Source organism: Bacteroidota bacterium (genome assembly GCA_030706565.1).
GTDB lineage: Bacteria > Bacteroidota > Bacteroidia > Bacteroidales > JAUZOH01 > JAUZOH01.
Genome location: JAUZOH010000004.1, coordinates 1 through 15,622, shown reverse-complemented (window position 1 = coordinate 15,622; position 15,622 = coordinate 1). Strand labels below are relative to the sequence as shown.

Below are 15,622 nucleotides of genomic sequence, written 5' to 3'. Positions count from 1 at the left end.
TTGTCGTTATTTATATAAGTTCAATTAATCCATAAATACATGTCTTTAAAAAATTCTGAAAGAATAAGTTTTGCTTCTACCAAAAATCTACCTAACTATCCAGATTTTTTGGAAGTGCAATTAAAGTCTTTCGTTGACTTTTTTCAGATGGATACTACACCTGAAAATAGGCGGAATGAAGGCTTGTACAAAGTATTTACTGATAATTTTCCCATCACAGATACCCGCAATAATTTTGTGCTGGAATTCCTCGATTATTTTGTCGACCCACCTCGTTATTCCATCGACGAATGTCTTGAAAGAGGACTGACTTACAGTGTACCGCTTAAAGCAAAGCTGAAACTTTATTGTACTGATCCTGAACATGAAGATTTTGACACCGTGATACAGGATGTTTATTTGGGTACCGTCCCATATATGACCAAACGGGGTACTTTCCTGATTAATGGTGCTGAACGTGTTGTGGTTTCTCAACTTCATCGTTCTCCGGGGGTTTTCTTCGGACAAAGTGTTCATGCTAACGGTACAAAATTATATTCTGCCCGTATCATTCCTTTTAAGGGTTCCTGGATAGAATTTGCTACCGATATCAACAATGTGATGTATGCATACATCGACCGTAAGAAAAAACTTCCGGTGACTACTTTGTTGCGCGCTATCGGTTTCGAAACAGATAAAAATATCCTGGAAATTTTTAACCTGGCCGATGAATTTAAAGTTTCAAAAACCGGTTTAAAGAAAATTGTTGGCCGTAAGTTAGCCGCCCGTGTACTTAGAACATGGGTAGAAGATTTTGTCGATGAAGATACCGGCGAAGTTGTTTCTATCGAACGTAATGAAGTAGTTGTCGATCGTGAAACGGTTATCGAACCTGAACATATTGATGCTATTGTTGATTCGGGTGCAGCTTCTATTTTGCTTCATAAAGAAAATCAAAGTTCATCAGATTACGAAATTATATATAACACATTACAGAAAGATCCTTGTAACTCAGAGAAGGAAGCTGTAATGCATATTTACAGGTTGATTCGTAATGCTGAACCACCTGACGAGGCGACTGCCCGTGATGTAATTGATAAATTGTTCTTCTCCGACAAACGTTACGATTTGGGTGATGTGGGCCGGTATAGAATTAATAAGAAGCTGGGACTTAGTACTTCAATGGATACCAAAGTCCTGACTAAGGAAGATATTATTGAAATTATCAAATATCTGATTGAACTGATCAACTCCAAAGCAGATGTTGATGATATCGACCATCTGAGTAACCGTAGGGTTAGAACTGTTGGAGAACAAATGAGTAATCAGTTTGGTGTAGGATTGGCCCGTATGGCCAGAACCATTCGTGAACGTATGAACGTACGCGATAATGAAGTATTTACACCAATTGACCTGATTAATTCTAAAACTTTATCGTCGGTTATTAATTCTTTTTTTGGGACCAACCAGCTTTCTCAATTTATGGATCAAACCAATCCTTTGGCTGAGTTAACCCATAAACGGCGTTTATCAGCTTTAGGGCCTGGCGGTTTGTCCCGTGAAAGAGCAGGTTTTGAAGTTCGAGACGTTCACTATACTCATTATGGCCGTTTGTGTCCTATTGAAACACCTGAAGGGCCTAATATCGGTCTTATATCTTCTTTGTGCGTATTTGCAAAAATCAATGTTTTAGGGTTTATTGAAACTCCTTATCGTAAGGTTGATAATGGCAAGGTTGACCTGGAAAACAACCATATTGTTTATTTGACTGCCGAAGAAGAAGAAGAGAAAGTTATAGCTCAGGCTAATTCTCCTTTGCATGATGATGGCGCCTTTATTAATACTAAGGTTAAATCTCGTTACGAAAGTGATTTCCCATTTGCTGAAGCCACAAAGGTAGATTTAATGGATGTTGCACCTAACCAGATTGCTTCTATTGCAGCATCATTAATTCCATTCCTTGAACACGACGATGCCAACCGTGCTTTGATGGGATCAAACATGATGCGTCAGGCGGTTCCATTGCTCAATCCAGAAGCTCCAATTGTTGGTACTGGTATTGAAGGAATTCTTACAAAGGATTCAAGGCTTATGGTTGCTGCCGAGGGTGAAGGGATTATTGAATTTGTCGATTCTAATGAAATTGTTGTCCGTTATGCACGTACGGAAGACGAACGTTTTGTCAGTTTCGACGATGATATCAGACATTATCATTTACCCAAGTATAGAAAAACCAATCAGAGTACCTGTATCAACCTTCGTCCTATTGTAAGAAAAGGTGAAAAAGTAATTGAAGGTCAGATTATGACTGAAGGTTATGCTACAGATAAAGGGGAATTTGCCTTAGGCCGTAACCTGAAAGTTGCATTTATGCCTTGGAAAGGGTATAACTTCGAGGATGCTATCGTGATATCCGAAAGAATTGTCCGTGAAGATATCTTCACTTCAGTTCATATTGACGAGTATCAACTTGAAGTTAGGGATACGAAGAGAGGTTTGGAAGAACTTACTTCTGATATTCCTAATGTCAGCGAAGATGCCACCAAAAATCTGGATGAAAACGGTTTGATCCGCGTTGGTGCTTATGTCAGGCCGGGTGATATCCTGATTGGCAAGATTACTCCTAAAGGTGAATCAGATCCTTCTCCTGAAGAGAAATTGCTGAGGGCTATTTTTGGTGATAAAGCGGGTGACGTTAAAGATGCCTCATTAAAAGCATCTCCATCCCTGGAAGGCATTGTTATTGACAAGAAACTTTTCTCCCGTTCCATGAAGGACAAGAAAGGAAAGACTTCTGAAAAAATGATGCTGGATAAGATTGAAGAGGAATTTAACGGCAGTATTGAAGAGCTAAAGAATAAGTTAATCGACAAGCTGTTTATCCTGGTCAATGGAAAAACTTCACAGGGCGTTAAGGATTATTATAACGCTGATGTAGTGGCCAAAGGGGTTAAGTTTACCCAGAAACTTTTACAGGAAATTGACTATTCTTCAGTAAATCCGAACAAATGGACTACAGATAAGGCCAAGAACGATACCATTAAACAACTGGTATACAATTACAATCTGAAGTTCAAAGAGATTGATGCAATTTATAAACGTAAGAAATATAATATTACAGTTGGTGATGATCTTCCTACAGGAATTATCAAACTGGCTAAGGTTTATATTGCTAAAAAACGTAAGCTGAAAGTTGGTGATAAGATGGCCGGTCGACATGGAAATAAAGGTATTGTTTCTAAGATTGTACCTGATGAAGATATGCCTTTCCTCGAAGACGGAACTCCTGTGGATATTGTTTTGAACCCCTTGGGTGTGCCTTCCCGTATGAACTTGGGACAGATTTATGAAACTGTTTTGGGTTGGGCAGGTAGAGTGCTTGGCGTTAACTTTGCAACTCCTATTTTTGACGGTGCTTCCCTTGATCAGATTTCTGAATTTACCGATAAGGCCGGATTACCACGTTTCGGTAAATCATACCTCTATGATGGTGGAACCGGTGAACGTTTCGATCAGCCTGCCACTGTCGGGGTGATTTATATGTTGAAACTGGGACACATGGTTGATGATAAGATGCATGCCCGTTCTATTGGACCATATTCGCTTATTACGCAACAGCCTCTTGGCGGTAAAGCTCAGTTTGGTGGTCAGCGTTTTGGTGAAATGGAAGTTTGGGCACTTGAAGCTTTCGGAGCATCTCATATTTTACAGGAAATACTTACTGTTAAGAGTGATGATGTGATGGGCAGGGCTAAGGCTTATGAAAGTATTGTTAAAGGTGAGCCAATGCCAATTCCCGGAATTCCGGAGTCTTTCAATGTGCTGCTGCATGAACTCCGCGGATTGGGGTTAAGCATTAACCTCGAGTAAATATTATAATATTGGATATGAAGCTTGGCTTCATATCCATTTCTTATTATTGTTCTGATAAATAATTAATTTTCGAAATATGTCATTTAGAAGAGATACCAAAGTAAAAAGTAATTTTACAAGAATCTCTATCGGTTTGGCTTCTCCTGAGGAGATTTTGGAGCATTCAAGTGGAGAAGTGTTGAAGCCGGAAACCATTAACTACAGGACTTATAAACCCGAACGTGACGGGCTTTTTTGCGAAAGAATTTTTGGTCCTGTTAAAGATTACGAGTGCCATTGCGGAAAATATAAAAGAATTCGGTATAAGGGCATTGTTTGTGATCGTTGTGGGGTAGAGGTAACTGAAAAAAAGGTTCGACGTGAAAGGATGGGGCACATTTCATTGGTTGTCCCTGTCGCTCATATTTGGTATTTCCGATCGCTTCCCAATAAGATTGGGTATCTTTTAGGATTGCCGACCAAGAAGCTGGATGCTATCATTTATTATGAAAGATATGTCGTAATAAACCCCGGTATCAAAGAAGCTGACGGTGTAAAATATATGGATTTCCTTACTGAAGAGGAATATCTGAATATTCTGGATACATTACCCAAAGATAATCAGAACCTTGATGATAACGATCCCAACAAGTTTATTGCAGGGATGGGCGCTGAGGCTCTGTATAGTCTTTTGTCCAGACTTGATCTGGATGATCTTTCCTATTCTTTAAGGCATAAAGCCAGCAAGGAAACTTCCCAGCAACGTAAAAGTGAGGCTTTGAAGCGCCTGAATGTTGTAGAAGCCTTCAGAGAATCCAAGGGGATAAATAAACCTGAGTGGATGATCATGAAGGTTATCCCGGTTATTCCTCCTGAGCTTAGGCCTTTGGTTCCCCTGGATGGCGGCCGTTTTGCCACCTCCGATCTGAACGACCTTTACAGAAGGGTGATCATTCGTAACAACCGTCTGAAAAGATTAATTGAAATTAAAGCACCGGAAGTTATTCTGCGTAACGAAAAACGTATGCTTCAGGAAGCTGTTGATTCTTTATTTGATAACTCGCGTAAATCAAACGCTGTTAAAACTGATGCCAACAGGCCATTGAAATCTTTGAGCGACAGCTTGAAAGGTAAACAGGGCCGTTTCCGTCAGAATTTGTTAGGTAAGCGTGTTGATTATTCTGCCCGTTCAGTAATTGTGGTAGGCCCGGAACTTCATCTTCATGAATGTGGTTTGCCTAAAGATATGGCTGCCGAGTTATATAAGCCTTTTATCATTCGCAAGCTGATTGAAAGAGGCATCGTCAAAACTGTTAAATCGGCCAAGAAAATAGTTGACCGCAAGGATCCTGTTGTTTGGGATATACTTGAAAATGTACTTAAGGGTCATCCGGTTCTGCTTAACCGTGCACCTACTTTGCACCGTTTGGGTATTCAGGCATTTCAGCCCAAATTAATTGAAGGCAAAGCTATTCAGTTGCACCCATTGGTTTGTACTGCATTCAATGCGGATTTCGATGGTGACCAGATGGCTGTGCATTTACCTTTGGGGAATTCCGCTATTGTTGAAGCCCAATTATTGATGCTGGCTTCACACAATATTCTTAATCCTGCAAATGGTGCCCCAGTTGCCGTTCCTTCTCAGGATATGGTTCTGGGTTTGTATTATATAACCAAAGCCCGTAAAAGTACTCCTGATGATATAGTTAAAGGTGAAGGGCTTATTTTCTATTCTGCCGAAGAAGCAACCATTGCTTACAATGAAGGTCGGGTTGACCTGCATGCTATTGTTAAGCTGCGTCTTCCCAAGGAAAAACAAAAAACTGATGCCCATTACGAACTGGTAGAAACCACTTTGGGCAGAATCATTGTTAATGAGTTGGTTCCTAAAGAAGTTGGGTACATCAATGAATTACTTACCAAGAAATCATTGCGTGATATCATTGGTATGGTGATGAAACAATGCGGTACCTCCCGTACTGCACAGTTCCTTGATGATATCAAGAACCTGGGATATTATATGGCATTTAGAGGCGGACTTTCGTTCAACCTTGAAGATGTGATTATTCCTAAAGATAAGGCTGAACTGGTTAACGAAGGATACAAGCAGGTTGATGAGGTAATGAACAACTATAATATGGGTTTCATTACCAACAATGAAAGATACAATCAGATTATCGATATTTGGACACATACCAATGCCAAGTTGACCCAAAGTCTGATGAACCAGTTGGTTAAAGACAAAAAGGGATTCAATGCAGTTTATATGATGCTTGATTCCGGCGCCCGTGGTTCTAAAGAACAGATTCGTCAGCTCTCCGGTATGCGTGGACTGATGGCAAAACCTCAGAAATCCGGTGCTTCTGAAGCCCAGATCATTGAGAACCCAATTTTGGCTAACTTCAAAGAAGGGCTTTCGGTTTTGGAATACTTTATTTCAACTCACGGTGCCCGAAAAGGTTTGGCTGATACTGCATTAAAGACTGCTGATGCCGGTTATCTTACCCGCCGTCTTGTTGATGTGTCTCAGGATGTGATTGTAACTGAGAGTGACTGCGGTACACTTCGTGGTTTGGTTGCTACTGCCATCAGACATAATGAAGAATTAGTTGAATCTCTTTATGATAGAATTCTGGGACGTACTACCGTTCATGATGTTTATCATCCTCTGACCGGTAAGTTGATTATTGCCGCCGGTGAAGAAATCACCGAGGATATTGCCCAGATTATTGAGGATTCCCCTATTGAACAGGTTGAAATACGTTCCGTACTTACCTGCGAATCGAAGAAAGGGGTTTGTGCTAAATGTTATGGCCGTAACCTTGCAACCGGACGTATGGTTCAAGCAGGTGAAGCTTGTGGCGTTATTGCTGCCCAGTCAATCGGAGAACCTGGTACACAGTTGACACTTCGTACTTTCCACGTCGGTGGTACTGCTTCAAATATTGCTGCCAATGCTAGTGTGGTTGCCAAGTATGATGGTATTGCCGATATTGACGAACTTCGTACTGTTGAACAGGTTGATGAAAGCGGTAAGAAAGTTCAGATTGTGATTGGTCGTTTGGCCGAACTTAGAATTGTTGATAAAAATACAAATATCTCTCTTACCAACCATAGTATTCCTTATGGTTCCAAACTCTATATAGATAATGGGGCTGAAGTGAAGAAGGGTGAACTGATTTGCGACTGGGATCCATACAATGCCGTGATCATCTCTGAAATGACGGGTAAGATTGAATTTGAAAGCATTATAGAAGGGACCACATACCGCGAAGAATCCGATGAACAAACCGGTTTCAAAGAAAAAGTTGTGGTTGAAACCAGAGATAAAACAAAGAACCCGGTTATTAAAATTGTTTCCGGCGAGGGTGAAGTGCTTAAGTCATATAACTTGCCTGTAAGCTCTCATATCGTTGTCAATGAAGGAGATAAGGTTAATGCGGGTGAGGTGCTTGTTAAAATTCCTCGTTCGTTAGGTAAAGCCGGCGATATTACCGGTGGTTTGCCCCGTGTAACTGAGTTATTTGAGGCCCGTAACCCATCTAATCCTGCAGTTGTTTCTGAAATCGATGGTGAAGTTTCTTATGGGAAAATTAAACGTGGTAACCGGGAAATTATTATCCAGTCAAAATCCGGTGAAGTTAAAAAGTACCTGGTTCCTTTGTCAAAGCAGATTTTGGTTCAGGAAAATGATTATGTACGTGCCGGTACTCCTTTGTCAGACGGAGCAATCACTCCTGCTGATATTCTGGCTATTAAAGGTCCAACCAAGGTTCAGGAATACATTGTCAATGAAGTACAGGAAGTATACAGGCTTCAGGGTGTAAAGATTAACGATAAACATTTTGAAGTAATTGTTCGTCAGATGATGCGTAAAGTGGTTATAGAGGATGCTGGTGATACTCATTTCCTTGAAAAACAGGTGGTTGATAAACTTGAATTTATGGCTGAAAATGATTGGATCTTTGGGAAGAAGGTTGTAGAAGATCCGGGCGATTCGGTCAATGTGAAAGCCGGTCAGATTATTACTGCCCGTAAGTTACGCGACGAAAATTCCATACTTAAACGCAAGGATATGAAGTTGGTTGAGGCTCGTGATGCAGTTCCTGCTACTTCAAGTCAGGTACTTCAGGGTATTACCAAGGCATCTTTGCAGACCAAGAGTTGGATGTCGGCTGCTTCGTTCCAGGAAACCACAAAAGTCTTGAATGAAGCTGCTATTTACGGTAAAGTTGATGAACTGGACGGATTAAAGGAAAATGTAATTGTAGGACATCTTATTCCTGCTGGTACCGGAATTAGAGAATACAATAAGATAATTGTAGGCTCTATGGAGGAATATGATAAGCTTGTCAATACAAAGTCTGAAGAAGTAGAAGAAAAGGTAGAAACCGGAAAATAATTATAACCATGGAACAGAAAAAAGAAGAAGAAGAAGGTCAGATTAATATTGAATTGAAAGAGGAAATTGCCCAGGGCATTTATTCTAACCTGGCCATTATTACCCATTCATCTTCTGAATTTGTGCTTGATTTTGTCAGAATTATGCCTGGTGTTCCCAAGGCTGAGGTAAAATCAAGAATTATTTTAACTCCGGAACATGCCAAACGCCTTTTGTATGCTTTAAAAGACAACATATCTAAATATGAGGCTGCCAATGGAACTATTGAGCATGTGGATTCAGGGCCTGTTATTCCAATGGCTTTTGGAGGGCCTACTGCACAAGCATAATATCCTCAAGAAATAGTATAAAAGACCTCTTTCCCAAAATGGAAGAGGTTTTTTATTGAAGATTAGCTTAAAAAATTTTAAAATTAAGGATAAGAATTAAACAACAAAATCCATTCAATTTATGTTATGAGTTTGTTGGTCAATGTATTTCCCGATTTATTTTCTACATTTGTACCGAAATGATGAGCCGGCATTCTTTTAAGGAATGTATGGGAGTATTTATTTTGAAGGGCTTAAGATTTATAATATATTGTTAGTGAGGTGGGCAGATAAAATAAGATAGATGAAAAATTAATTTTAAATTGATGAATATGAAACGTTTAATAGTAATTTCTTTTTTGTTTTTGAGTTTAACTACAGGTTTTTCTCAGAGCTATAAAAATTCTGTTGGTATAAGGGGCGGTTATTCTTCAGGGATAACTTTCAAACATTTTGTAAGTAGCGATGTTGCTTATGAAGGTATCCTTGGCGATGTATGGTATGGGGGTTTTAAACTTACCGGCTTGCGAATAAATCATACTCCCGCTTTACTTGACCTTGCCAATGGTTTTTATTTCATGAGCGGTTATGGTTTGCATGTGGGTGCGGCTTATTATGACAGAAATGAGGAATTTTTCGGTTATCATCATTATTATTCTTATGATAATAATGTAGATTATGGTCCATTTATTGGTATAGACGGGTATTTAGGCCTTGAGTACAGGATTAAAGAAATACCTCTGGTTATTGGCCTGGATTACAAGCCTTTTTTTGAAATTGCCCCCCATTATGCAGGAATAAACTTATTTGACCTGGGTTTATCATTGAAATTCAGGTTCTAGTTTTATAAAAACATAAAAAAAGGAAGTCGTTTGACTTCCTTTTTTTTATGCTTTTTATTCCTATGAAAGAATTTCTTCACCGTTCGGATAGAAGAAATGAAATTCCAGAAAATGATAGGAAGAAATAGGCAGAACTTTTATAAAGCAATGGTATTTAAACAACCACTTTAACCTGCAGGATATAAGCCCCTTATTAATGAATGCTGCGATATAAGGGTGTACTTTTAAGGTCATTTTTTTAATTTTTTCATTTGAAATCAGATAGCTCAGGTTATTTTCAATTTCATCGATCAGCAGAATACTTGAGGTTATTTCTCCGGTTCCTTTGCAGGTAGGACACTTTTCAAGTGTTGCTACATTCATTTCAGGCCTGACCCTTTGCCGGGTGATTTGCATAAGGCCGAATTTACTTAAAGGAAGGATATTATGTTTGGTACGGTCAGTAGACATGAAGTCTTTCATCTTTTCAAACAACAATTGTTTGTGTTCCTGATCGTGCATATCGATAAAATCAACGACGATAATACCGCCCATATCGCGAAGGCGTAATTGACGGGCAATTTCTTCTGCAGCAGCCAGGTTTACCTCCAGGGCATTAGTCTCCTGATCGCTTCCGGATTTAGATCTGTTTCCGCTGTTGACATCAATAACATGTAAAGCTTCTGTATGTTCAATAATTAAATAAGCCCCGTTTTTAAAAGAGACCGTCCGGCCAAATAAGGCTTTAATTTGTTTTTCTATCCCGAAATGATCGAAGATAGGTTCGCCTCCCTCATATAATTTGACGATTTTTTCTTTTTCAGGGGCAATTGAGCTTATATATTCCTTTATTTCGTGAAGTATAGTTTCGTCGTTTACATAAATACTACTGAAGGATCCGTTAAGCATGTCGCGCAAAATCGCAGAGGTGCGGTTTATTTCATTAATTATCACCTTGGGGGGGGTAGACCCTTTTAACTGTTCAAAAGATACCTCCCATTTTTTCACCAGGCCTCTTAATTCAGAATCCAACACAGCCACCATTTTCCCTTCAGAAGCAGTGCGAACTATAACCCCATAATTTTTGGGTTTAATGCTTAATAAAAGTTTTTTTAATCTGATTTTTTCCTCGTTAGATTTAATCTTTTGCGATATGGAAACTTTATCCGAAAAAGGAATCAGCACAAGATTTCTGCCGGCAATTGAAATTTCAGAACTTAATCTTGGCCCTTTGGTGGAGATAGGTTCTTTGGCAATTTGGACAAGTACCGGCTGACCTGTAGTTAAAACCTGGCCTATTTTTCCATTTTTATCAATATCAGGTTCCCCATTGAATTTTTGTAAAGGGATGAGTTTGTTTTTCTTAGAATTTGATAGTGCGTAAGTCAGGTACCTGTGTAAGGTACGGAATTGGGGTCCTAAATCCAAATAGTGAAGAAAAGCATCTTTTTCATAGCCTACATCTACGAATGCAGCATTCAGGCCGGGCATTATTTTTTTAACTTTCCCCAGGTATATATCACCTACAGAAAATTGAATGTTACTTTTTTCCTTGTTCAGCTCAACCAGTCGTTTGTCTTCCAATAAAGCTATCGCAATTTCAGAGGGAGTTACATCAATCACTAATTCGTTGCTCACAACTTCTACTTATTAGCTAAAATATATGCATAATAATTTTTTATAGGAACGAAAATAACAAAGCAAACCTAAAAATCCCTAGGGCTTTTTAGGTTTTACAATGCTTAAATTGTTCTTATGAATAAGGTATTTGAAAAATACAATTACTTTTTCTTATGCCTATTTTTGCGTAAACGTTTTTTACGTTTATGCGTCGACATCTTATGTCTCTTTCTCTTCTTTCCGCTTGGCATGATTTTAGATTTATATTAAAATTAAAACAACGTCTATTTATAATTATTTGACATTATTTTTTACTTTGCTCACAAATGTCCTCGCTGGCTTGAAAGCAGGAATAAAGTGTTCTGGAATAATAATGGTGGTGTTTTTAGAGATATTCCTGGCTGTTTTTTTAGCTCTTTTCTTTACAATATAACTGCCAAAACCTCTCAGATATACATTTTTGTCTTTCGACAAAGAGTCTTTGATTGTCTCCATGAAAGACTCTACCGTTTTTTGAACAGTGATCTTTTCTATTCCAGTATTTTTGGAAATTTCGTTAACAATGTCTGCTTTTGTCATTTTAAAATACTTTAATTTTCAATTATTTATATAATTTTTTTAATTTTCTGAATTGCAAATATAAACGATTTATTAATTTAATGAAAAACATTTGAATTATTTTTGGCAGGTATTTTTTTTAACCAGCCTGTAAAATAATGGAATCCGTCTTTTTTCAAACTGTTCTTCTGCATTGGTACTCCCATAATAAGCGGGATCTTCCCTGGCGTCATACACTGAATCCTTACTATATATGGGTTTCTGAAATAATTCTGCAACAAACCCGGATTGCACAGGGAACAGATTATTATTACCGTTTTATCAAGCATTTTCCGGATATAAAAAAATTGGCCGAAGCTCAAACCGATGAGGTTTTAAAACTCTGGGAAGGCCTTGGTTATTATTCCCGGGCAAGGAATCTTCATTCTGCTGCCAAAACCATTCTGAATGATTATCATGGGATATTCCCTTCCGACTATAACAAAATTATCAAATTAAAGGGAATAGGAAAGTATACTGCTGCTGCAATTGCTTCATTTTCATTTAATCAGCCCTATGCCGTTTTAGATGGTAATGTTTTCAGGGTGTTGTCCCGGATTTTTGGTATTGAACTGCCGGTCGACAGCAGTCCGGGCAGATCTACATTTGAAAAACAAGCCAGTGAATTATTGGACAAAGATAATCCCGGCCTGTACAATCAGGCCATAATGGATTTTGGGGCTTTGCATTGTACTGAACGCAACCCAAAATGCCTGGTTTGCCCCTTTAATACTGAATGTTTTGCTTATAAAAATCAGCAAGTTGACTTTTTACCTGTACGGAAAAAGAAGGTAGAAAAGAAAATACGTCATTTCTATTATCTTGTTATGATTAAAAAGGATAAGTGTTTTATTCAAAAAAGAACGAAGCAGGATATCTGGAACTCTCTTTTTGAGTTTCCCCTTATTGAATCAGAACATGAACTGAATCTTTATCAATTAAAAGAAACGGCTGGATGGAAACAAATTTTTAATGAGAATAAGTATGATATTTTATTAACCAGCCGGATATTTAAACATATTCTTACACATCAGGTTATTAGCGCAAAATTTATCATTCTTAAAGTAGGTGAAGACGGACTTTTTTCTGAAAGTTTTAAGGCAGTACATCTGGCTGAAATGCAGCACTATACTTTTCCCCGGCTGATTCATAAATTCCTGGATTCGTTAAGCCTGGGCAATTATTTTGAATATTTTTAAATATTTTTGAACTTTCTTTAAAAAATATTATATTTATATATAAACCAAAAAAATATAAAATGGCAGTAAATAAAGTTATTTTAGTAGGGAACGTTGGGAAAGATCCTGAAGTTCGTTATTTGGACAACAATATCACCGTGGCTAAGTTTCCTCTGGCTACCAGTGAAAACTTTAAAAATAAAAATGGTGAAAGGGTTGAATCCACCGAATGGCACAATATCGTTTTATGGAATAAACTTGCTGAGGTTGCTGAGAAGTACGTAAAAAAAGGAACTCAGCTTTATATCGAAGGAAGAATAAAGACCCGTTCTTATGAGAAAGACGGTGCCAAACATTACATGACCGAGATATTCGCCAATACAATGCAAATGCTTGGAAAGAAAACTACTGACAATGGTTCTTCTGCCGAACCAGTGGTTTCTGAAGAAGAGCCACAGACCGATTCTGTAAATGAGGCCGATGATCTCCCTTTCTAGTCTTTATTGAGGATTTGCACGACATCAATTTTTAAAATTATACTTCATTATTATTTCTTCTATAATGATTTTAATCAAGATGTTTTAAGACCACTTTTCATCATTTTTCTAGAGAAAAGTGGTTTTTTTTTGAAAAGAAATAAGAATTTTACACCTTTGCTACCTTTGAGTAAACAGGTATATTGCGATTTAGTAGTTATATTTGTTCTGGTGTAGTAAAAAGAAATTCATGAAAGTATTAAATTTAAGGAGCGTTTTCTGGTTTTTCGGGTTGACTTTAGTTTTGTTCAGCGGTTCGGCATGTAAAAGAAAATATACTCCTAAGCCCAGTGGTTATTTTCGAATAGATTTTCCTAAAAAAGAATATAGGGCTTTTGCCGGTAATTTTCCTTACTCTTTTGAATATCCGGTTTATGGAAAAATTGAAAAATATAAGGGGGAAATAGCTGAACCATATTGGATGAATATAGATTTCCCAGAATATAAAGGGAAGATATACATCAGTTATTTCAGGTTGAACCATGATCTATCAAAATATTTTGAAGAATCCCGCAATCTTGCATATAAGCATACCATCAAGGCCGATGCCATCAATGAGGAATTGGTTCAGGACAAAAAGAGGAAAATTTATGGAATTATTTACCATATTAAAGGTAATACTGCTTCATCTATTAACTTTGTACTGACCGATAGTATGCATAATTTCTTGAGAGGAGCATTGTATTTTGATACTCACCCCAATAAAGATTCGCTGGCACCAGTTATTGATTTCTTTCAGAAAGATATTGACCACCTTATAGCGACCATAAAATGGAAATAATTTAATTTTTTATCCCCAGTTAAGGAAAAAACAATGGGTGTAATATTAAAAAAACAAATGAATAGTGATTGTCTGCTCGGTCTTTGGGAAATTACCGAAGATTATGACACACTCTATTCCAAAATAAATCTTGATCCTACCGAAAAAGCCATTTTAGACAGTTTCCTCAGCACGGACAGGAAACTTGAGTGGCTGAGTGTCAGGGCGTTATTGGTTGACATCACCGGGGATCCTGAGGCAAAAATTGTTTATAATAAGGAAAGAAAGCCTTTCTTAATGGATGGCTCCTATAACATCAGCATTTCACATTCTTACAAACTGACTTCCGTATTAATGAGCCGAAACAAAAAAGTAGGAATTGATCTGGAATTCATGTCGCATAAAATCAAAAAGGTGGCTTTTAAGTTCATCAACGATGATGAAGTTATTTGCAGGGGAAGCAAAGAAAAGAAAAAGAGGCACTTGTATATTCATTGGTGCGCCAAGGAGGCTCTTTATAAAATTTGCGACAAGCAGAATATTAATTTCAAGCAAAATTTGACTATTGAACCTTTTGAGTTGAAAGATGAAGGTCAGATTTATGGATGGGTCAATAATGAATTTCTGCGCGAAAGATTTCTGATGGACTTTTTTAGTATTGACAATTATATCATAGTCTGGTGTAGCAAATAATCAGAAAATTTCACTAGCTGTCGTGAATATCAATTGTTCCATATATCATTCAATCCTTCAAAATACCAGGAAGAGGAAAATCTTCGCCTTGCTTATTGATCCTGACAAGCAGACCAATAAATCCCTTGTTGAAATTCTTAACCGGGCTGAAAGGGCTGGGGTGGATTTATTGCTGGTAGGGGGTAGCCTTATTTCCTCCGGTATGGATAACCATATCCTGCAGATCAAAAAGCTCTGCAGTATTCCTGTATTACTGTTCCCGGGTAGTTTATTGCAAATTTCGGATAAGGCCGATGGATTATTGCTGTTATCCCTCATTTCCGGGCGAAATCCCGAACTGTTGATAGGAAACCATGTGATTGCGGCTCCTGTGTTAAAGAAAAGCAACCTGGAAGTTATTTCTACCGGTTATATTCTGATTGAAAATGGGAAAATGACCTCGGTTGAATATATAAGCAATTCCAAGCCTATTCCTGCCGATAAATACGATATTGTTGTGGCAACAGCTATTGCCGGAGAAATGCTGGGATTGAAACTTATTTATCTTGAAGCCGGCAGTGGGGCACACAACAGAATAAATGACCGGATGATCTCGGAGGTAAGGAAGAATATCTCCATTCCACTTGTAGTGGGAGGAGGGATATCCTCTGTAGAAGATCTGGAATCTGTTTACCGGGCGGGTGCCGATATTGCAGTTGTGGGAAGTGCTGTAGAGAAAAATATTTCAATTCTTGATGATTTTATGTTGCTAACTAAAAATTTCAAAGTTTAAATCTCCTTTTGTATGATTTTTAATAGTTGGTTAAAAAAAAAATACGCCAAACTATTTTCTTTAATAAAATAAAATATAGTATTTTTATTCAGTAAAATATACCG

Annotated in this window: 11 protein-coding genes; 9 read left to right on the top strand and 2 right to left on the bottom strand. The window is 37.9% G+C overall.

Annotation, left to right across the window (positions count from 1 at the left end; translation table 11 throughout):
* The first annotated feature begins 39 nt into the window (after window positions 1–39).
* From rpoB to Q8907_00650, 4 genes are all read left to right on the top strand, one after another.
* The gene (gene rpoB / locus Q8907_00665) at window positions 40–3,849 is read left to right on the top strand and encodes a DNA-directed RNA polymerase subunit beta (protein MDP4272773.1); all 3,810 of its coding nucleotides are present in this window, start codon (window positions 40–42) and stop codon (window positions 3,847–3,849) included.
* A 79-nt stretch (window positions 3,850–3,928) separates the two neighbouring features.
* Window positions 3,929–8,233, top strand: a complete 4,305-nt coding sequence (gene rpoC / locus Q8907_00660; protein MDP4272772.1) for a DNA-directed RNA polymerase subunit beta' — start codon at window positions 3,929–3,931, stop codon at window positions 8,231–8,233.
* A gap of 8 nt (window positions 8,234–8,241) precedes the next feature.
* Window positions 8,242–8,562 (top strand): DUF3467 domain-containing protein, encoded by a 321-nt coding sequence (locus Q8907_00655; protein ID MDP4272771.1) that lies wholly within the window; start codon window positions 8,242–8,244, stop codon window positions 8,560–8,562.
* A gap of 311 nt (window positions 8,563–8,873) precedes the next feature.
* On the top strand, window positions 8,874–9,383 hold the full coding sequence (locus tag Q8907_00650; protein ID MDP4272770.1) for a hypothetical protein: 510 nt from the start codon (window positions 8,874–8,876) through the stop codon (window positions 9,381–9,383).
* A gap of 60 nt (window positions 9,384–9,443) precedes the next feature.
* Here the strand turns inward: Q8907_00650 and Q8907_00645 are convergent, their stop codons facing one another.
* Both Q8907_00645 and Q8907_00640 read right to left on the bottom strand, forming a co-directional pair.
* On the bottom strand, window positions 9,444–11,000 hold the full coding sequence (locus Q8907_00645) for an Rne/Rng family ribonuclease (GenBank protein ID MDP4272769.1): 1,557 nt from the start codon (window positions 10,998–11,000) through the stop codon (window positions 9,444–9,446).
* A gap of 276 nt (window positions 11,001–11,276) precedes the next feature.
* The gene (locus tag Q8907_00640) at window positions 11,277–11,561 is read right to left on the bottom strand and encodes an HU family DNA-binding protein (GenBank protein ID MDP4272768.1); all 285 of its coding nucleotides are present in this window, start codon (window positions 11,559–11,561) and stop codon (window positions 11,277–11,279) included.
* Window positions 11,562–11,698: 137 nt separating this feature from the next.
* On the opposite strand from Q8907_00640, the gene mutY reads away from it, so the two are divergent.
* The 5 genes from mutY to Q8907_00615 all read left to right on the top strand — a co-directional run bounded on the left by mutY (window position 11,699) and on the right by Q8907_00615 (window position 15,518).
* The gene (mutY, locus tag Q8907_00635) at window positions 11,699–12,778 is read left to right on the top strand and encodes an A/G-specific adenine glycosylase (protein MDP4272767.1); all 1,080 of its coding nucleotides are present in this window, start codon (window positions 11,699–11,701) and stop codon (window positions 12,776–12,778) included.
* A 59-nt stretch (window positions 12,779–12,837) separates the two neighbouring features.
* Window positions 12,838–13,254 (top strand): single-stranded DNA-binding protein, encoded by a 417-nt coding sequence (ssb, locus tag Q8907_00630; protein ID MDP4272766.1) that lies wholly within the window; start codon window positions 12,838–12,840, stop codon window positions 13,252–13,254.
* 229 nt (window positions 13,255–13,483) lie between these two features.
* Entirely contained in the window at window positions 13,484–14,074 is a 591-nt protein-coding gene (gldD, locus tag Q8907_00625; protein ID MDP4272765.1) for a gliding motility lipoprotein GldD, read from the top strand.
* A gap of 57 nt (window positions 14,075–14,131) precedes the next feature.
* Complete coding sequence (locus tag Q8907_00620) at window positions 14,132–14,746, top strand: 4'-phosphopantetheinyl transferase superfamily protein (GenBank protein MDP4272764.1); 615 nt, start codon at window positions 14,132–14,134, stop codon at window positions 14,744–14,746.
* 28 nt (window positions 14,747–14,774) lie between these two features.
* Window positions 14,775–15,518 (top strand): geranylgeranylglyceryl/heptaprenylglyceryl phosphate synthase, encoded by a 744-nt coding sequence (locus Q8907_00615; GenBank protein MDP4272763.1) that lies wholly within the window; start codon window positions 14,775–14,777, stop codon window positions 15,516–15,518.
* The last annotated feature ends 104 nt before the right edge of the window (window positions 15,519–15,622 follow it).